At 74.0% G+C, this 17,663-nt stretch carries 16 protein-coding genes and 1 pseudogene; 7 read left to right on the forward strand and 10 right to left on the reverse strand.

The features are described from left to right. Positions 1-1,915, forward strand: a pseudogene (locus E4P40_RS19830) (DEAD/DEAH box helicase); the annotation flags it as partial. Positions 1,916-1,919: 4 nt separating this feature from the next. Here the strand turns inward: E4P40_RS19830 and E4P40_RS19835 are convergent. Beyond that, the gene (locus E4P40_RS19835) at positions 1,920-2,492 is read right to left on the reverse strand and encodes an antibiotic biosynthesis monooxygenase (RefSeq protein ID WP_135160233.1); all 573 of its coding nucleotides are present in this window, start codon (positions 2,490-2,492) and stop codon (positions 1,920-1,922) included. Between the two features lie 115 nt (positions 2,493-2,607). On the opposite strand from E4P40_RS19835, the gene E4P40_RS19840 reads away from it, so the two are divergent. Continuing rightward, positions 2,608-3,459, forward strand: a complete 852-nt coding sequence (locus E4P40_RS19840; RefSeq protein WP_135160223.1) for a DNA-formamidopyrimidine glycosylase family protein — start codon at positions 2,608-2,610, stop codon at positions 3,457-3,459. Here the strand turns inward: E4P40_RS19840 and E4P40_RS19845 are convergent. Continuing rightward, positions 3,453-3,956, reverse strand: a complete 504-nt coding sequence (locus E4P40_RS19845; protein WP_245160451.1) for a cupin domain-containing protein — start codon at positions 3,954-3,956, stop codon at positions 3,453-3,455. The two genes, E4P40_RS19840 and E4P40_RS19845, sit on opposite strands and share 7 nt — an antisense overlap. 19 nt (positions 3,957-3,975) lie before the next feature. Further along, positions 3,976-4,824 (reverse strand): PspA/IM30 family protein, encoded by an 849-nt coding sequence (locus tag E4P40_RS19850; RefSeq protein WP_135160224.1) that lies wholly within the window; start codon positions 4,822-4,824, stop codon positions 3,976-3,978. Between the two features lie 122 nt (positions 4,825-4,946). Between E4P40_RS19850 and E4P40_RS19855 the strand changes: the two genes are divergently transcribed. Continuing rightward, positions 4,947-5,957, forward strand: coding sequence for a carbohydrate kinase (locus E4P40_RS19855; protein WP_245160452.1), 1,011 nt, complete (start codon positions 4,947-4,949; stop codon positions 5,955-5,957). Beyond that, positions 5,954-6,436: a GNAT family N-acetyltransferase gene (locus tag E4P40_RS19860; RefSeq protein ID WP_167762312.1), complete on the forward strand. Its 483-nt coding sequence runs from the start codon at positions 5,954-5,956 to the stop codon at positions 6,434-6,436. The genes E4P40_RS19855 and E4P40_RS19860 overlap by 4 nt, the downstream gene beginning before the upstream one ends. On the opposite strand, the gene E4P40_RS19865 is transcribed toward E4P40_RS19860, so the two are convergent. Beyond that, positions 6,411-7,001 carry a TetR family transcriptional regulator gene (locus E4P40_RS19865; protein WP_245160453.1) on the reverse strand — a complete coding sequence of 197 codons (591 nt, stop codon included), beginning with the start codon at positions 6,999-7,001 and terminating at the stop codon, positions 6,411-6,413. The genes E4P40_RS19860 and E4P40_RS19865 overlap by 26 nt on opposite strands. Positions 7,002-7,054: 53 nt before the next feature. Next, positions 7,055-7,468 (reverse strand): helix-turn-helix transcriptional regulator, encoded by a 414-nt coding sequence (locus tag E4P40_RS19870; protein ID WP_135160226.1) that lies wholly within the window; start codon positions 7,466-7,468, stop codon positions 7,055-7,057. 289 nt (positions 7,469-7,757) lie between these two features. On the opposite strand from E4P40_RS19870, the gene E4P40_RS19875 reads away from it, so the two are divergent. After that, entirely contained in the window at positions 7,758-8,444 is a 687-nt protein-coding gene (locus E4P40_RS19875) for a BTAD domain-containing putative transcriptional regulator (protein ID WP_135160227.1), read from the forward strand. A 4-nt stretch (positions 8,445-8,448) separates the two neighbouring features. On the opposite strand, the gene pgsA is transcribed toward E4P40_RS19875, so the two are convergent. The 4 genes from pgsA to E4P40_RS19895 all read right to left on the reverse strand — a co-directional run bounded on the left by pgsA (position 8,449) and on the right by E4P40_RS19895 (position 14,612). Continuing rightward, positions 8,449-9,117 (reverse strand): CDP-diacylglycerol--glycerol-3-phosphate 3-phosphatidyltransferase, encoded by a 669-nt coding sequence (gene pgsA / locus E4P40_RS19880; RefSeq protein ID WP_245160454.1) that lies wholly within the window; start codon positions 9,115-9,117, stop codon positions 8,449-8,451. A gap of 5 nt (positions 9,118-9,122) precedes the next feature. Further along, positions 9,123-10,601 carry a 30S ribosomal protein S12 methylthiotransferase RimO gene (rimO, locus tag E4P40_RS19885; RefSeq protein ID WP_245160455.1) on the reverse strand — a complete coding sequence of 493 codons (1,479 nt, stop codon included), beginning with the start codon at positions 10,599-10,601 and terminating at the stop codon, positions 9,123-9,125. 70 nt (positions 10,602-10,671) lie between these two features. After that, positions 10,672-13,152 carry a DNA translocase FtsK gene (locus E4P40_RS19890; RefSeq protein WP_135160229.1) on the reverse strand — a complete coding sequence of 827 codons (2,481 nt, stop codon included), beginning with the start codon at positions 13,150-13,152 and terminating at the stop codon, positions 10,672-10,674. Between the two features lie 137 nt (positions 13,153-13,289). After that, entirely contained in the window at positions 13,290-14,612 is a 1,323-nt protein-coding gene (locus E4P40_RS19895; RefSeq protein WP_135160230.1) for a right-handed parallel beta-helix repeat-containing protein, read from the reverse strand. Positions 14,613-14,852: 240 nt separating this feature from the next. Here E4P40_RS19895 and E4P40_RS19900 point away from each other — a divergent pair, with 240 nt between their 5' ends. Together E4P40_RS19900 and E4P40_RS19905 are read left to right on the forward strand one after the other, a co-directional pair. Then, complete coding sequence (locus E4P40_RS19900; RefSeq protein ID WP_135160231.1) at positions 14,853-15,389, forward strand: sigma-70 family RNA polymerase sigma factor; 537 nt, start codon at positions 14,853-14,855, stop codon at positions 15,387-15,389. Next, the gene (locus E4P40_RS19905; protein WP_135160232.1) at positions 15,386-16,072 is read left to right on the forward strand and encodes a zf-HC2 domain-containing protein; all 687 of its coding nucleotides are present in this window, start codon (positions 15,386-15,388) and stop codon (positions 16,070-16,072) included. The genes E4P40_RS19900 and E4P40_RS19905 overlap by 4 nt, the downstream gene beginning before the upstream one ends. Before the next feature lie 103 nt (positions 16,073-16,175). On the opposite strand, the gene E4P40_RS19910 is transcribed toward E4P40_RS19905, so the two are convergent. Then, positions 16,176-17,663, reverse strand: a 1,488-nt coding sequence (locus E4P40_RS19910) for a PA14 domain-containing protein (protein ID WP_209305431.1), incomplete at its 5' end; no start/stop codon positions are given.

Here is a 17,663-nt window from a genome sequence, read left to right on the forward strand (position 1 = left end):
GCTGCTGGCGGAGCTCATGGGGCGCTCGGAGCTGCGCGAGCTGCTCGACGCCGAGGCCATGGCCGAGGTGGAGGCGGAGCTGCAGCGGCGCCCGGGGCAACGGCACCCGCGGGACGTCGACGGCGCCTCCGACCTGCTCCGCGGCATCGGCGACCTCACCGCGGCCGAGGCCGCCGCCCGCGGCGTGCCGCAGGAGTGGCTGACCGAGCTCGTCGACTCCCGCCGGGCGCTGGTCGTCCGCATCGCCGGTGAGGAGCGCTACGTCGCCATCGAGGACGCCGGTCGGCTGCGCGACGCACTGGGCACCGCCCTGCCCGTCGGGGTCCCGGAGGTCTTCACCGAGCCGGTCGCCGATCCACTGGGTGACCTCGTCGGCCGGTACGCCCGCACGCACGGCCCGTTCCAGCCCCTGGAGGCCGCCGCCCGCCTGGGCCTCGGCGTCGCCGTGGTGACGGCGACGGTCCAGCGGCTCACCGGCACCGGCCGGCTCGTCACCGGCGAGTTCCGCCCGGGCGGCTCGGGGCAGGAGTGGTGCGACGCCGAGGTCCTGCGCTCGATCCGCCGCCGCAGCCTGGCCAAGCTGCGCCAGGAGGTCGAGCCCGTCCCGATCGGCACGCTCGCCCGGTTCACGCCGTCCTGGCAGTCGGTCGGCAGCCGCCTCCGCGGTGTGGACGGCGTCCTCGCGGTCGTGGAACAGCTCGCCGGCGCCCTGGTGCCGGCCAGTGCGCTGGAGTCGCTGGTGCTGCCTGCCCGCGTGCGCGACTACTCCCCCGCGATGCTCGACGAGCTGACCAGCGCCGGCGAGGTGCTGTGGGCCGGAGCCGGGGGCCTGCCGGGCGGCGACGGGTGGATCAGCCTCGTCCCGGCCGACCTCGCTCCCCTGCTGCTGCCCGATGCCTTGGAGGTCCCCGACGGGGGGCGGCCCGTCCTCGACCAGCTGGCCGGCGGCCAAGCACTGTTCTTCCGCGGGCTCTCCGACCTGGTCGGTTCCACGGACGACACCGCGATGGCCGACCTGGTCTGGGATCTCGTGTGGGCCGGCGTCCTCACCAACGACACGCTCGCCCCGCTGCGCACCCGGCTCGGTGGTGGCGGCACCCACCGCAGCAAGCCCGCCGCGCCGCGGGTCCGCATCGACCGCGGGCGTGGTGGCCGCACGCGGCTCGGCCGGCCGGCGATGCCCAGTCGAACCGGTCCCCCGACGGTGGCCGGCCGCTGGTCGCGGCTGCCCGACCGCGAGCCCAACACCACGCGCCGGACGACCGCGCGGGCCGAGGCGCTGCTGGAGCGGCACGGGGTGCTGACGCGGGGCGCGGTCATGGCCGAGCAAGTGCCCGGCGGCTTCTCCGCGGTCTACCCGGTGCTGCGGGCCTTCGAGGAGAACAACCGGGCGCGGCGCGGCTACTTCGTCGAGACGCTCGGGGCCGCCCAGTTCGGCACCCCCGGCTCGGTCGACCGGCTGCGCACCTTCGCCTCACCCGACCGCGTCCCCGGCGGTGCAGTGGTCCTGGCGGCGACCGACCCCGCGAACGTCTACGGCGCCGCCCTGCCGTGGCCCGAGCGCTCGGCGGCCGGCGATCCGGACGCCGTCGACCTCGGCGAGGGCACCGGCCGGAAGGCGGCGACGGGCCATCGCGCCGGCCGCAAGGCGGGCGCCCTGGTCGTGCTCGTCGACGGCGACCTGGTGCTCTACGTCGAGCGCGGGGGCAAGACCCTCCTGTCCTGGACCGAGGACGAGCACGTCCTCAAGGAGGCGGCGACGGCGCTGTCCGGTGCGGTGTCGGCCGGGGCGCTCGGCCGCATGGTCGTGCAGAAGGCCGACGGCGCGTCGGTGCACGAGTCGACGCCGCTGTCCGCAGCGCTCCAGGCGGCCGGCTTCGCCGCTACTCCGCGAGGCCTGCGGCTCCGCGCCTGAGAGCTCAGTCGCGGGAGGGGTGCAGCCAGCCCGCGAGCACGCGGGTCAGCCCCGGCATGACGACCTGGCCCAGCAGCAGCACGACCACGGTCGCCGACAGCAGCAGCCGCAGCCCGAGCGGCCAGCTCTCCAGCCGCGGCATCACGAACACCTGCAGCAGCGACGTGATGGCGAAGACCGCGAGGATGGTCAGCAGGGTGAGCCGCCAACGCGGTCCGGGCTGGGGCGAGCGGGTGAAGAAGCTCTCCAGGCCGGACGTCCGGGCGTAGCGCACGTCGTCGATCATCTCCTCGACGTGCGCGAGGGCCGACCGGCGCTCCGACGAGCGCTCCCACGCCGCCAGCGATTCGTCGTCCTGGAAGCGGTAGACGAGGTGGTACTCCGAGCTCCCGGGCCCCGGGTTCAGCAGGCTCGCGCCGAGGTTCCCCGGGAAGCCGGACGCCAGGCCCAGCACGTTCTCCGCCCACTGCTCGAACGCCTCGCGACGGTCGGGCCGGACGACCCGCGCGACGGTCACGGTGACCGGCTCGGCGGCGGGCGACTCGACGGCGGACCGTGGGCCTCGGCGCAGGGACATGCTCACGGGACGGACAACCGCCGCGCGGGGGCGCCGTCATCCCGGGTGTCAGGGGACTCACACCTCCTGAGCAGGCCCGATCCCCGCGATGACCCCCAGCAGGGACACTGAGGACGTGCCCGAGGGAGACACCGTGTGGCTGGCGGCCCAGCGGATGAACACCGCCCTGGCCGGCGCCACCCTGGTCCGCGGCGAGTTCCGGCTCCCCCAGCTGGCGGCCCTGGACCTGACCGGCGCCACCGTCCGGGAGGTCGTCCCCCGCGGCAAGCACCTGCTGATCCGCCTGGCCGACGACCGCACCCTGCGCACGCACTTCCGCATGGACGGCAGCTGGCACATCTACCGCCCCGGGGGAAAGTGGCACGGCGGCCCCGCCTACGACGTCCGCGTCGTCCTGGCCACGCCCGAGTGGGAGTGCGTCGGCTACCGCCTGCACGACGTCGAGCTGGTACCGACGACCGAGGAGGACCGGCTGGTCGGCCACCTCGGCCCGGACGTCCTCGGCCCGGACTGGGACCTGGAGGAGGCGCTGCGCCGGCTCCGGTCCCACCCGGACGAGCAGATCGGCGTCGCGATCCTCGACCAGCGGAACCTGGCCGGGATCGGCAACCTGTACAAGGTCGAGGCGCTGTTCCTCGCCGGCATCCACCCATGGGCCCGCGTGGGTGACGTGACGAACCTCGAGGCCCTGGTCACGCGCGCCCGCTCGCTCATGCTGGCCAACCGCAACCATCCCGAGCAGACCACCACCGGCATCCCGCGCCGCGGTCAGGACCACTGGGTGGCCGGCCGGAAAGGGAAGCCCTGCCGGCGCTGTGCCACGCCGATCCTGCTCGGCGAGCAGGGGCCGTCCACGCAGGAGCGCGTCACCTGGTGGTGCCCCACCTGCCAGGCGGCCCGGTCCCCCATCGACCCGCTGGCGCGCACCGGCGAACCGGACCGGCCGCAGCCGATCACGCTCTACTGACCGCCCTCGACCCAGAAGGTGTCGTGGCGGAGGAAGAAGTCCGTCCAGTCGGCCTCGCCCATGGCCTCGCGCCGGGCGGCGTCGGCGAGCGTCTCGAAGTAGTCCTCGCGTGGAGCTCCCGGCGTGAAGAGGAGCAGCATCGACGCCGGCTCGCCCGATTCGTTGCGGAAGCCGTGCACACCCCCGATCGGCACGTGGAAGAAGTCGCCCGGGCCGGCGTCGAGCCACCCCGTCCCGTCGTGCAGACGGACGGTGCCGCTCAGCACGAAGAACGACTCGGTGATGCTGCGGTGGAAGTGCGGCGAGGGCCCCGACGGCTTCCGGCCCATGTCCCACCGGTACAGGCCGAACGCACCGCCGGTCGACCGACCGGTCGCCAGGTAGTGCGCGGCTCCCCCGTTGGCCATGGGCAGCTCCGGCGGGGTGCCGGCACCCCGGACCCAGGCCGTGACCTCCCCCGCCGAGCCGGTGTAGCTCGGCGGGGGGTACTCCGGCACCGACACGGCGCGGCGGGCGTCAGGCCGGCTGGTCGGGACGCTCGGCCGGCTGGGCCTCGCGCTGCTCGGTGGCCGGCTGCTGCATCTGCGGGGCGCCCTGCTCGATCGCCGCCGCCGGCTGGCTCCCCTCGACCGCCGGGGTGCCGCTTCCGCCCATCGTCGCGCGGATCTGGTCCAGCCGGGACGCACCCGCGACGTCGAGGGTCGCCTTCTGCACCTCGAGCATCCGGCCCTCGACCGAGGTCTGGGCGAGCTCGGCCTGACCCAGCGCGTTGGCGTAGCGCGCCTCGATCTTGTCGCGCACCTCCGACAGGCTCGGGGTGTTGCCGGGCGCCGACAGCTCGTTGACCTGGCGCAGCGAGGAGGCGACGTGCTCCTGCATCTTCGCCTGCTCCAGCTGCGACATCAGCTTCGTCCGCTCCGCGAGCGTCGTCTGGAGCCGCATGCGGCTCTGCTCCACGGCGCCCCGCGCCTGCTCGGCGGCCTGCAGCGCCTCGTCGTGGCTGCGCTTGAGGTCCTCCATCGACTGCTCCGCGGCGACCAGCTGGGTGGCGAATGCCTGTGCCGCGTCCTCGTACTCGCCGGCCTTGGCGGCGTCCCCTCCGGCCCGCGACTTGTCCGCGAGGACCAGCGCCTGCCGGGCGGAGGCCTGGAGCTTCTCCACCTCGCCCAGCTGCCGGTTCAACCGCATCTCCAGCTGCCGCTGGTTGCCGAGCACGGCGGCGGCTTGGTTGGCCAGGGCCTGGTGGCGCTGCTGCTCGGCCTCGATGGCCTGCGCGATCTGGATCTTCGGGTCGGCGCGCTGGTCGATCTGCGCGTTGGCGGAGGCGGTGAGGTACTTCCACAGCTTCACGAACGGGTTGGGCATGGGTCCTCCTGCTCCGGCGCTCGGCCGGCCCGATGATGCTCGTCCCGCCCATCGTCCCAGGTGATGCCGTCCAGGAGCCAATGCGGGGCGCCCCCGTTCCCGGGCGCCGCTAGTGTTCGGCCGTGGCCAACGGGAACCCGGTGCTCAGCGTGCTGGGCGAGCTCGTCGTCGACATGCTGCCGGTGCCGGGCGCGGACGCCGGACCGGAGGGAACGGCGCCGCACTACGTCGCCCGCCCCGGCGGCAACGCCCTCAACGCCGCGGTGGCCGCCGGCCGGCTCGGCGCCCCGGTCCACCTGCTCGCCCGGCTCGGCACCGGCCCGCTGGGCGCGAACCTCCGGCGGCACGCCGCGGCCTCGGGCGTCGACGTCTCCGGCTTCGTTCCCGCGGACGAGCCGGTCAGCCTGGCAGTCATCGGCCTCGGCCCCGACGGATCCCCCGACTACGGCTTCCACGTGCAGGGCGCCGCCGACTGGCAGTGGACCGACGAGGAGCTCGCCACCGTCCTGCCGGATCGGACGGGCATCGTCCACGTCGGGTCGATCTCCAGCTGGACGGCGCCGGGCTCCGACGCCATCGCCCGCCTCGTGGAGCGCCTGCACGGCGACGTGCTGATCAGCGTCGACCCGAACATCCGCCCGATGCTGGCCGAGGGTCCGGTCGGAGCCGCGCTGGGCAACGACCGCGAGGGCGTGCGGGCCCGGCTGGACCGCTTGATCGCGCTGGCCGACGTGGTCAAGGTGAGCGCCGAGGACCTCGACTGGCTGGGGCTCTCCGGCGACCTCGACGGGACCGCCCGGCAGTGGGTGACCCGCGGACCGGCGCTGGTGCTGGTCACCGACGGGGGCGCACCCCTGCGGGTCGCCCGGCCCGGGAGCGGCGTCCTGCGTCAGGAGATCCCGGAGGTCGAGGTCGTCGACACCGTCGGTGCCGGTGACTCCCTCGCGGCGGGCTTCCTCACCGGCCTGCTGGACGCCGGCGTCACCGGCCGCCCCGCCCTCGAGGCGCTGTCCGACGACCGGGTGATGGAGCTGGTGGACGACGCGGTCCTCGTCGCCGCGCTGAACTGCACCCGGGTCGGCGCCGACCCGCCCACGCGGGCGGAGCTGACTGCTGCCCGCTCCGCCCGGTGACCGACGTCCGCCTGGTCGGGTTCGAGGAACTGTCCGCGACCGCGCTGCGGGACCGGCTGCTCGTCCGGCGCTCGGCGTTCTGGTCCGGTTCGGCCCTGGACGACGCGACGGTGGTCGGCCTGCACGACCCGCTGTTCTTCCACCAGTTCGGTGGCTTCGGGGCGCTCGCGTTGTCGGCGGACGGCGAGGACGCCGGCTACCTGCTGGGCGTGGTCAGCGCCGACCGGCTGGCCGTCGTCCACGCCGTCGCCGTCCACCCGTCCTGGCGCCGGCACGGGGTCGCCGGGCGCCTGCTCGGCCGGTTCGCCGCGCTGGCCACGGGCCTGGGTGCGCGTGCGGTCCAGGCGGTGGTCGTGCCGGGTGACACCGCCGCGCGGGCGATGGGCGCCCGCTTCGGTGCGCACGTCGCCCCGTCGGCGGGGCACGCCGGGGCGTCCGCGGACCGGATGCTGCTCACGCGGACGTTGCCGCTCCCGTAGCCGTCAGGAACTGTGCGAGCCGGGCCGCCTGCCGGTGCCGCGCGCTCGAGCGCCCGGGCTGGAGGACGACGCCGACCAGCCAGCGCGCGGCGATCTCGGCGGCCTCGCCGTCCACACCAAGCGCCGCGGCCAGCCGTCCGGTGAGATCGGCCCACCGGTCGGCGTCCACCGCGAGCAGGCGAGCCAGCGCCTCCGGTTCGGTCTCGGCCATGCGCCGGAGCACCGGATGGGCACCGAGCTCGTCGGACAGGGCGCCCAGCGCCTGCTCGAGCGGGAGCCCCGCCGCCAGCGTCGTCAGCCGGTCCAGCTCCAGGCCCAGCAGCGCCGCCGCGACGTCGTCCTTGGTCCGGAAGTGGTTGTAGAGCGTCGCCTTGGCCACGCCCGCCGCGGCGGCGACCGACTGCATGGTGCTGCGGCGCAGCCCCTGCTCGGCGAACGCCCGGGCGGCGCCGGTCAGCAGACCGAGCCGGGTGCGGCCCATGGCGTTGCCGCTGCGGGTGTGCGCGCCCGGAAGGTGCGCCGGACCGTGCCACGACAGGGACGGACCGACCGGCGACGGGAGCACGGTTCCTGTCTTGCAGCGCAGCAGGCGCAGGTCAAGCAGGCGCGCCGACGGCGTCAGGCCGCGAGCGAGACCGCCTTGCCGCGACGCAGGGCGGCGCGGGCCGGCTGGCCCGCACCGACGAGCGCGAGCGCGGGCTCGGGAACCGGCTGCGCCTCGGCGGGGCGGGAAGCCGCGTCGGTGTGCTCGGCGGCCGCGTCGGCACCGGAGGGCGCCACCGGGCGGAGCGCGCCGCCCCCGGCGACCCGGAGTTCGAGGCTGACCTCGGCGAGGAGGTCGGCGAGCTCGACGTCGAGTGCGTCGCAGATCGAGGCGAGGAGCTCGGAGGATGCCTCCTTCTGGCCCCGCTCGACCTCCGACAGATAGCCGAGGCTGACCCGGGCGGCTCCGGAGACGTCGCGCAGCGTGCGGCGCTGACGCAGCCGGTGGCCACGCAAGGTGTTCCCGAGCTGGGTGCGCAGCAGCGTCATGGCCGTCTCCTGTCCTGCGAGCGGGGAAGCGGCGGCACCCTTGCGGGCGCCGTGCGCTCACGGTACGCGGCGCCCGCCGCCCAGGTCCGGCCGACCGGCATGCGTCCGCTGATGGCGTAACGCCGGGCGGGGGACCGGCGTTCCCTGCCGTCGGCGGGGCGGACCGCGTCGTCGCATCTACCTGTGCCCCCGCGCTCTCACTAGAGTGCGGCTCGGCCACCTCCAGGAGACCGAGCTCCCACACCGGGAGGCGCGGATGCACGTCCAGCCAGCTCCCTCCGCTCCTGTCGTGCGCCTACTGGGCGGCCTCTCCGTGACCTGCGGCGACGCCCGGCTCACCGTCCCCCCGGGGAGCCGACGGCTGCTGGCCTTCCTCGCCCTGCACCCGGCCGGCGTGGACCGCCGGTCGGCGGCCGGCATCCTCTGGCCCGACGTCGGCGACGGGCGCGCGGCAGGGAACCTGCGGTCGGCGCTGTGGCGCCTGCAGCGGGGCAGCTGCCCGCTCGTGCAGGCCGAGCAGTCGGTGCTGAGGCTGACCGCGGACGTCGAGGTGGACCTCCGCCGCCTGGAGGAGTGGGCCAGCCGCGTGCTCGCCGGCGTTCCGGAGCCCGCCGACCTGGCCGTCGATCCCGGACCGATCGCCGACCTGGAGCTGCTGCCCGGCTGGTACGACGACTGGGTCCTCGCCGTGCGGCAGCGGCTGCAGCTGCGGCTGCTGCACGCCCTGGAGGCGCTGAGCAGACTGCTGCAGCAGGCCGGCCGCCCCGACGCGGCCGTGGAGGCGATGCACGTCGCCGTCCTCGCCGAGCCCCTCCGGGAGAGCGGCCAGCGCGCCCTGATCGAGGCCCATCAGGCCGCCGGTGACTGGGTGGCCGCCCGCCGTCAGTTCGACGCGTTCCGCAGCATCCTGCGGCGGGAGATCGGCGTGGAGCCCAGCGCGGAGCTCCGGGCGGTCGCGTCGGCGACCGGCCGTTGAGCGCTCAGGCCGCCGTGTCGGTCCGGGCGCCGCTGCCGGTGGGACCGGCGGCGCGGCGGGCAGCCGCAGCCTTCATGGCCCGGGCGCTGGTCTGACGCAGGGTCAGGGCGCGGTAGACGTAGTCCAGCCCGGTGAGGACGGTCAGCACGAGGGCGGCACCCATGACCCACCAGCGGCCGCTGGCGAGCAGACCCGTGAGAGGCAGGATGTACAGGCCGATCGCCAGCGCCTGCAGGACGGTCTTGAGCTTGCCGCCGCGGCTGGCCGCGATCACCCCGTGGCGGATCACCCAGAAGCGCAGCACCGTGACACCGACCTCGCGGACCAGGATGACGACCGTCACCCACCACGGCAGGAGCTCCAGCACCGACAGCCCGATGAGCGCGGTGCCGGTCAGCGCCTTGTCGGCGATCGGGTCGGCGAGCTTGCCGAACTCGGTGACCTGACCGGTGCGCCGGGCGATCATGCCGTCGTAGCGGTCGGTGATGATCGCGAGGGCGAACACGAGGGTGGCCCAGTACCGGCCCGCGTCGTCGAAGCCCTCGTCCTGCAGCAGCAGGACGGCGAAGATCGGGACGACGGCCAGCCGCAGCACCGTCAGCGCGTTCGGCAGGTTGACCAGCTTGACCGACGACGGCGGAGTGGCCGCTGGGTCCGGGGCGACGTCGGTCACGGCGGTCACCGCCCGGCCGGGAGCGCGGCGGGGACCAGCGCGCGGGCGAGCAGATCGATCCCGTCGGTGCCCACCACGTCGGCGTCGAGCAGCTGACCGGTGACCGCGTCGTCGGGCACACCGGCCACGGTGGCGGTGCCGTCGGCGTCGGGGTCCTGGTGGGCGGCGTGGCCGAGCCAGACGCCCGGGCCCTCGGTGGCGGAGAGGTCCTCGGTCAGCAGGACCTCGATCCGTTCCCCGATGCGGTCCTCTGCCCGCTGGGCGGTGAGCTCCTCGACGAGGTCGGTGATCCGCCGGACGCGGGCGTCGATCTCCGCCTGGTCGATCTTCCCCGACAGCCGCATGCCCTCCGTGCCCTCCTCGTCGGAGTAGCCGAACACACCTACCGCGTCGAGGCGTCCCTCGGTGAGGAAGCGCTCCAGCTCGGCGACGTCGGCCTCCGTCTCCCCCGGGAAGCCGAGGATGACGTTGGTCCGGAAGCCGGCGCCGGGCGCCAGGCTACGGGCGCGCTCGATGGTGCGCAGGAAGTCCTCGGTGCCGCCGAAGCGCCGCATGCGACGCAGCAGCGTCGGCGAGGAGTGCTGGAAGGACAGGTCGAAGTAGGGGGCGACGCCGTCCGTGCCCGCGATGACCTCCAGCAGACCCGGCCGCAGCTCGGCCGGCTGCAGGTAGGCCACGCGCACCCGGCGGACGCCCTCGATCGCCGCGAGCTGCGGCAGCAGCTTCTCCAGCATGCGGAGGTCGCCGAGGTCCTTGCCGTAGGAGGTCGAGTTCTCGCTGACCAGCACGAGCTCGGTGACGCCCTGGGCGGCGAGCCACTGCGCCTCGCCCAGCACCTCCCCGGGCGGCCGGGAGACGAAGGCTCCGCGGAACGTGGGGATCGCACAGAAGGCGCAGCGCCGGTCGCACCCGGAAGCCAGCTTCAGCGCGGCGGTGGGGCCGGATGCCAGGCGCTTCCGGCGCAGCCAGTCGTGACCGGGGATGGCCGGTGCGTCGACCGCCGCGGTCGCCGCGGTGCGCTGCACCGGGCTGATCGGGAGCAGGGTCCGGCGGTCGCGCGGGGTGTGCGGCACCAGCGGCCGGCCGGCCAGCACGTCGTCGAGACGGTCGCTGATCGCGCCGTAGTCGTCGAAACCGAGCACGGTCGCCTCGGGGAGCGCATCGGCGAGCTCGGAGCCGTAGCGCTCCGCCATGCAGCCGACCGCGACGACGGAGGCACCGGAGTCGGTGGCGGCGAGGATCGCGTCGACGGAGTCCTTCTTGGCCGTCTCGATGAAGCCGCACGTGTTGACGAGGACGGCGTCGGCGCCCTCGGCGTCCTCCACCAGGTCGTAGCCCTCGGCCGCCAGGCGGCCGGCCAGCTCCTCGGAGTCCACCTCGTTGCGCGCGCAGCCGAGGGTGACCATGGCCACCGTGCGCCTGTCCGGAGCGGACCCGGAGGCTGCTGCCCCGGGCGTCTGGGCAGGGCGGGGCGGAGCTGTCACCGGCCCATCGTAGTGGCCCCCTGCAGGGTCCCGTCGCGAGCTCGCGAGTGGCGCGGGGCAGGGGGTCCTTCTACTCGCCGCCGCCACCCCGGAGGGTGAACAGCACCGACTCGAGCTCGTCCGGCTTGATCAGCACGTCGCGCGCCTTCGAGCCCTCGGAGGGCCCGACGATGCCGCGGCTCTCCATCAGGTCCATGAGGCGGCCGGCCTTCGCGAAGCCGACCCGGAGCTTGCGCTGCAGCATCGACGTCGACCCGAACTGGCTGGTGACGATGAGCTCGACGGCCTGCACGAGGAGGTCGAGGTCGCCGCCGATGTCCTCGTCGATCTCCTTCTTCTCGCCGGCCGCGGCGGTGAAGACCTCTTCCCGGTACTCGGGCTCTGCCTGCCGCTTGGTGAACTCGACGACCGCCTCGATCTCGGTGTCGGAGACGTAGGCGCCCTGGACGCGGACCGGCTTGCCGGCACCGATCGGCATGAAGAGCGCGTCACCCATGCCGATGAGCTTCTCCGCGCCCGGCTGGTCGAGGATGACCCGGCTGTCGGTGAGGCTCGACGTCGAGAACGCCAGCCGCGACGGCACGTTGGCCTTGATCAGGCCGGTGACGACGTCCACCGAGGGCCGCTGGGTGGCCAGGACCAGGTGGATGCCGGCGGCACGCGCCTTCTGGGTGATGCGGACGATCGAGTCCTCGACGTCGCGCGGGGCGACCATCATCAGGTCGGCGAGCTCGTCGACGATCGTGAGGATGTACGGGTAGGGCATGTAGACCCGCTCGCTGCCGGGCGGGGCGGTGATCTCGCCCTTCTCGACCTTGCGGTTGAAGTCGTCGATGTGCCGGACGCCGGTGGCCCGCATGTCCTGATAGCGCTGCTCCATCTCCTCGACCAGCCAGGCGAGCGCGGTGGCGGCCTTCTTCGGGTCGGTGATGATCGGCGTGATCAGGTGGGGAATGCCGTCGTAGGGCGTCAGCTCGACCATCTTCGGGTCGATCAGGATCATCCGGAGCTGGTCGGGGGTGGCCCGCAGCAGCAGCGAGGTCAGCAGCGAGTTGATGCAGCTCGACTTGCCGGCGCCCGTGGCACCGGCCACGAGGAGGTGCGGCATCTTCGCCAGGTTGGCGCAGACGAAGCCGCCCTCGATGTCCTTGCCGAGACCCACCAGCATGGGGTGGGGGTCCTGCTTGGCCGCCTGCGAGCGCATGACGTCGCCGAGGCTGACCGTCTCGCGGTCGGTGTTGGGCACCTCGATGCCGACCGCGGACTTCCCGGGGATCGGCGCCAGGATGCGGATGTTGTCGTTGGCGACGGCGTAGGCGAGGTTGCGGGTCAGGGCGGTGATCTTCTCGACCTTGACCGCGGGGCCGAGCTCGACCTCGTAGCGGGTCACCGTCGGGCCGCGGGTGAAGCCGGTCACGGCGGCGTCGATGTTGAACTGCTCGAGGACGCCGGTGATCGCCTCGATGGCGACGTCGTTGCTCTTCGATCGGGCGCGCGGGGGCGTGCCCGGACGCAGGACGGTCAGCGACGGGAGCACGTAGTTGCCGGCGACCGGCTGGATCGTCAGCTGTTGCGGCTCGTCGATCGGCGGCAGGTCCTCCGGCGGCGCGGTCCGGTCGACGATCGGCGGGCGCAGCGGGGTGTGCACCGGCGGCGTGGTGATCGTCGCGTCGACGGCGGCGTCGGCGGCGCCGAGGTCGATCGGGCCGGTGGCGAGCAGGTCCTCCGACAGCGACCGGCGGCCGAAGCGGCGGCCCTTCGGCGCCGCTTCCTCCTCCTCGTCCTCCTCGTCGTCGTAGTCCTCGTCGTCCTCGTCGTAGTCGCGGCCCAGCAGCCGGTCGGTGAGCTCCTGCAGCCGCTCGGGGATCTGGTGGACCGGTGTGGCCGTGATGACCAGCAGGCCGAAGAAGGCGAGCAGGGCCAGGAGGGCGACGGTGACGGCGGTGCCGATGCCCGCGGTCAGCGGGGTGCCGACCGCCCAGCCGATCAGGCCGCCGGACCCGGTGACGCCGGCCTCGGGGTCGGCGTGCGTGCCCACGACCTGGGCGATGCCCAGCACGGAGGCGACGGTGCAGATCCAGCCGATCGCGAGGCGGCCGCGCGCCTCGGGGCGGGGCCCCCGGCGGAGCAGCCGCAGTGCGGCGAAGAACAGGACGACGGGCAGCACCATGACCAGCGAGCCGATGATCCAGCGCACGCCCTGAGCCAGACCGACCCCGACCGGGCCGATGCCGGTGCTCCACGCGGCCGCCCCGAGCACGATCGCCAGGGCCAGCACGGCGAGGCCGACGCCGTCCCTGCGGTGTTCGGGGGCGAGCGGCTCGGCCTCCTCGGGCCGGGCGACCGAGCGGGCGAGCCCGCCGGCGCCTCGGGCGAGCAGGTTCCAGCCACCGCTGACGATGCCGAAGAGACCGGCACCGCTCTTCTTCTTGGCGGCCGGGCGCCGGGTGGTCGACCGTTTCGCGGGCGGGCGCTTCTTGCTCGCAGCCGTCGAACCGGACCGACTCCGGGAAGACGCCGGCCGGCGCGACGACGTGGTGCGGGCAGGCATGCGTCGGACGGTAATCGCCCCGACCGCTCGGATCGGGCAGGCGGAGGGACGTGTCCCCCCACTCCGTGCGGCCGCGCCGGGCGGCAGCGAACTGCCGCCCGGCGCAGGCGAACGGTGCGATCGACCGCCGCGCCCCGTCAGACGCCCGCGGGCACGCGTCGGCCGTCGACCGTGAAGCTCCCCGACGCAGTGCCGTCGGGGCCGACCTCCTGGTAGACGTCGTCCCCCTCGCCACCGGCCGTGTTCCCGCGGATCGAGGTGCGCTGCACGATCATCGTGCCGGTGGGTGAGTTCCACAGCCCGCCGCCGTCGTTGGCCGCCCGGTTGCCGGTCACCGATCCCCGCTCGACCGTGACGGTGCCGGTGCCGGTCAGGTGGAGGCCGCCGCCGTTGCCGGGGCTGCTGCCGGTGGTGTTGTGGGTGAGGTCGGTCCGGTCCAGCGTCGTCGTCCCCAGGTTGGCCTCGATCCCACCGCCGGCCCGCACCGCGCTGTTGCCCTGGACGAGGGTGCGCTCGACGACGAGGGTGCCCTGGTCGTTGAGGATGCCGCCGCCGGATCCGGCGGTCCCGTCTGCCACGTTGCCTCGGAGCTCGGAGCGCGTGACCGTGAGCCGCCCGCTGGTGCCGGCCTCCTGGAAGAGTCCGCCGCCCCCCATGGTCGCCTCGGCGCCGCTGGCCCTGTTCATCGCGATCGTGCTGCGGTCGACGGTCATGGCGCCCGCCCCGGAGTTCCAGAGGCCGCCACCCTCGGAGGCGGCCGTGTTGCCGGTCACCTCGGTGCGGTCCACGTGCACCCTGCCGGCGCCGGTCAGGTGCAGGCCGCCGCCGTTGCCGGGCCCGGCTCCCGTGCGGTTCTCCGACAGCGTCGACCGGCTGACGGTCGTCGTGGAGCCGGGGCTTCCTTCGATGCCGCCACCGGCCCGCGGAGCGCTGTTGCGGGTGATGGTGCTGCGGTCGACCTCGAGCGTGCCGGCGTTGCGCACACCGCCGCCGGAGGCCGGCAGGCCCTCGCCCGGCGCCGCGCCGCCGGTCACGGTGAGGTGCCCGATGCTCAAGGCGGCGCCGGCGACCACGTCGAGGACGCGGTCTCGCCCCTGCGCATCGACGGTCGCGCCGTTGCCGTTGATCCTGACGGTGGAACGGACGTCGAGGTCGCCGGTGGCGGAGGCATCCTCGTGCGCGCCCGCGATCGTCAACGGGTACACGGCCCTGCCCAGGTGGATCGTGCCACCGCCGGAGGCGTTGGCCTGCTGCACTGCGGCGCGCAGGGAGCACGCCCCCCACGCATCGGCACAGGTCCCGTCGCGGAGATCCTTGTCGACCGTGTCCTTGGTGGTCGTCACCCGCAAGGTGCTCCCGTCGCCGTGCCGGGGCCCGTCGTGGGCCAGAGCGGGGCTGCCGGCCAAGAGGCTGAAGGCCAGGGCGGTGGTCGCGGCCCCCGCCAGTGTTCTGGTGCGCATCGGTCGTCTCCTCGGGATTGGGTCCGGCTGACGAGCACCGGGTGACCGTGGTTACGCACGTCCGGCATCGCCGTTCGATGCAGCGGCCGCAAAACTCCATCGACCGGCGCATCCCGGCGTGGGCTCACTCGTTCCGGGCCGGGCCATCACGTCGAGTGGCTGAGGTCGCTCGGGCCTCGGATGAACCCTTCGGGCCCGGCCGACGTATGCCTTCCAGGACGCGTCCGGGAAGGAGTCCCCATGGCCCTGCGACGAGAGCCGGTGCAGACGCACGAGCTCGACGTGCGGGCTGCGTACGCGGCGCACGGCCCGGAGCTCTACCGGTTCGCGCACCACCAGCTCGGGGACAGCGGTGCGGCGCAGGACGTCGTCCAGGAGGTCTTCCTCCGGGCGTGGCGCGCGACGGGCTCCTTCGATCCGCAGCTGGCGAGCCTGCGCACCTGGCTGTTCGCCATCGCCCGCAACGTGGTCATCGACCAGGTCCGCCGTTGCGCCGTCCGGCCGTGGCAACGCGACCTGACCGATGACGCGGGACTGCAGGCCGCGCCGGGTGACGACCTCGACGAGCGACTCGTGGACGCGTGGGTGGTGGAGGAGGCATTGCGCCGCATCGGGGAGGACCACCGGGTGGCGATCGTGCAGACGCACCTGCGCGGCCGGCCCCACCAGGAGGTGGCCGCCGAACTGGGTATCCCGGTGGGCACAGTGCGCAGCAGGATCTTCTACGGCTTGAAAGCCCTGCGCCTGGCGATGGAGGAGATGGGGGTGGAACCGTGAGCGAGCTCCCGCGGGAATCCCACCGCGAGGTGCGCGAACAGCTGGGGGGTTACGCCCTCGGCCACGGCGACCCCGCGGAACGTGCCGCTGTCCGAGCGCACGTCGACGGCTGCGCCGCCTGCCGCGCGGAGCTGGCCGAGCTGTCCCCCCTCGCGGGCCGGCTGGCCGACGTCGATCCCGGCCACCTCGACGAGGTGCCTCCCACGCCACCCGGACTGAGGGACGCCGTGCTGGCCCGGATCGCCGCCGAGGCGCGGATCCGCCCGGCGGGGCCGGGCGGCGTCCGTCGGCGACGGGCGCGCGTCGCAGCCGCAGCGTCGGCCGTGGGCATCGCAGCCGCAGGATTCGGCGTCGGCTGGCTCCTCCGGCCGGTCCCGGACCCGGGCCCACGGGAGGCCGTAGCCGTCGAGGTGACCGGCACCGACATCACGGCGACCGCCGATGTCGTGCCACACACGTGGGGTGTCGAGGTGAAGCTCTCCGGTGAGGGCTTCACCGCCGGGGAGGTCTACCGGGTCGCCCTCCGCGAGGCGGACGGCGACCGCGTGCCCGCCGGCGCGTTCCTGGGCGTCGGGCCCGGTGAGCTGGACTGCAACCTCAACTCTCCGGTGCTGCGGGAGGACGCCGCGGGGTTCGAGGTCGTCGACGCGGCCGGAGAGGTAGTGATCACCTCGACGTTCTGAGGTTTCGCCGACCGGTAGCGCAGGCCGCGCGGAACCGGGGACCGGCCCACCCCTCTCCGGGCACGCCTGCCCGGGAGGTGGTGGGCGGCCTCCGCCGCGGGTGTCACCAGGTGAGGCGCGCTGTGGCCGAGCCTGTTCGCTCGATGTACTCGACCCGGACGACGTGGGCCCCCGCTGTCACGTTCCGCGTGACCCGGGTCGTCCCGGACGTGGTCCACCGGTTGATGATCAGCACGTTGTCCAGGTACACCCGGACCCCGTCGTCCGTGGTCGCGACGAAGGTCTTGTTCCCGGCGGTGAAGGTGAACGTGCCGGTCCAGCGCGCCGTGAAGTTGTTCACCGGGACGCCGGCAGGCCCGCCGGTCCCCCAGCTCTTGTTCAGCGGCGCCGCCTCGCAGACCGTCCGCGCCGGCGTACCCGTCAGCGTGGTGTTGCCGAAGTACTCCGCGCGGTACTGGCCGGTCGGACACGTGGTCGCGGGCGGTGGGGTGGCCGGTGTCTCCGTCCAGCCCACCTTGGCGACCGCCTCCTGGTAGGAGTCGAAGAACTCCACGCGCACCTGGTGCGTCCCGGCGGTGAGCGTCCGGGCCGCGGTGAAGGTCGCCTCCTGGTCCTTCCACTGGTCGATCAGGATCGTCCCGTCGACGTACACCCGGATGCCGTCGTCCGCCGTCGCGGTGAACGTGTAGGACCCGGGCGTGGCGAAGTCGAAGTTGCCGGTCCACCGCGCCGAGAAGTTGTCCGGACCGACCCCGGTCGGCGCACCCAGCGCCCAGTCCTTGTTCAGCGGCCCGGCCTCGCAGCCCTGCGACGCCGGAGTGCCGGTCAGGGTCTTGTTGGCGAAGTACTCGGCCAGGTACTGCGCCGGGCCACAGCTCGTCGGCGGTGGACCGGTGCCGGCCGCCGTGTACGTCGCGGTGTAGGTGGCCGCGGTCGCGCCGGCGACGATGTTGTGCGACTGACCGCCGCCGTCGGACCAGCTCGTGAAGTTGTAGGAGGTGCCGTTCAGAGTCATCGGCGACGGCGCCGAGACGCTGCTGGTGCCGCCCTCGATCATCGTCGTGGTGAACGGCGTCGCGGCGGTCCTGGATCCGAAGGTCAACTGCAGTCCCTGCGGAGCCGAGTTCACGGTGATCGGGACCGTCCGCGGGTCCAGCCGCCGGGTGACCGATGCTGTTGCCCCGGTCGAGTCGGTGGCGGTCAGCTTCAGGTCGATGTACGCCGGGAACTCATGGTCGACGGCGGGGAACGAGCCGCTGGCGACGCCGGTGAACGTCTGCAGCGGGTGGGCGTGGCAGGCCGACGGGCAGTGCTGGAGGATCGCCTCCCACGTCAGTGCGCTCGCCGGCAGCGCGCCGTCCTGCGGATCGCTGGCCGACCCCGAGAAGGCGAGCGTGTCGCCGACCTTCCAGGTGGCCCCCGCCACGGGGGTCTCGATGACCGGCACCGGGGCGGTGGCGTTCGGTGGCGGCGGGGCTCCCACCCAGCTGACCTTCGCGACCGCCTCCTGGTAGGCGTCGTAGAACTCGACGCGGACCGTGTGGGTGCCGGCGGTGAGCGCCCGGGTCGCGGTGAAGGTGGCCTCCTGGTC

It is taken from the genome of Blastococcus sp. CT_GayMR20 (assembly GCF_004570345.1).

Bases quoted from the DNA above. Each gene is read 5' to 3' on its own strand.
- E4P40_RS19835 (WP_135160233.1), bottom strand. From the start codon at position 2,492: ATGTCCCTGCGCCGAGGCCCACGGTCCGCCGTCGAGTCGCCCGCCGCC.
- E4P40_RS19850 (WP_135160224.1), bottom strand. From the start codon at position 4,824: ATGCCCAACCCGTTCGTGAAGCTGTGGAAGTACCTCACCGCCTCCGCC.
- E4P40_RS19870 (WP_135160226.1), bottom strand. From the start codon at position 7,468: ATGACGCTGCTGCGCACCCAGCTCGGGAACACCTTGCGTGGCCACCGG.
- E4P40_RS19890 (WP_135160229.1), bottom strand. From the start codon at position 13,152: ATGCCTGCCCGCACCACGTCGTCGCGCCGGCCGGCGTCTTCCCGGAGT.
- E4P40_RS19895 (WP_135160230.1), bottom strand. From the start codon at position 14,612: ATGCGCACCAGAACACTGGCGGGGGCCGCGACCACCGCCCTGGCCTTC.
- E4P40_RS19900 (WP_135160231.1), top strand. From the start codon at position 14,853: ATGGCCCTGCGACGAGAGCCGGTGCAGACGCACGAGCTCGACGTGCGG.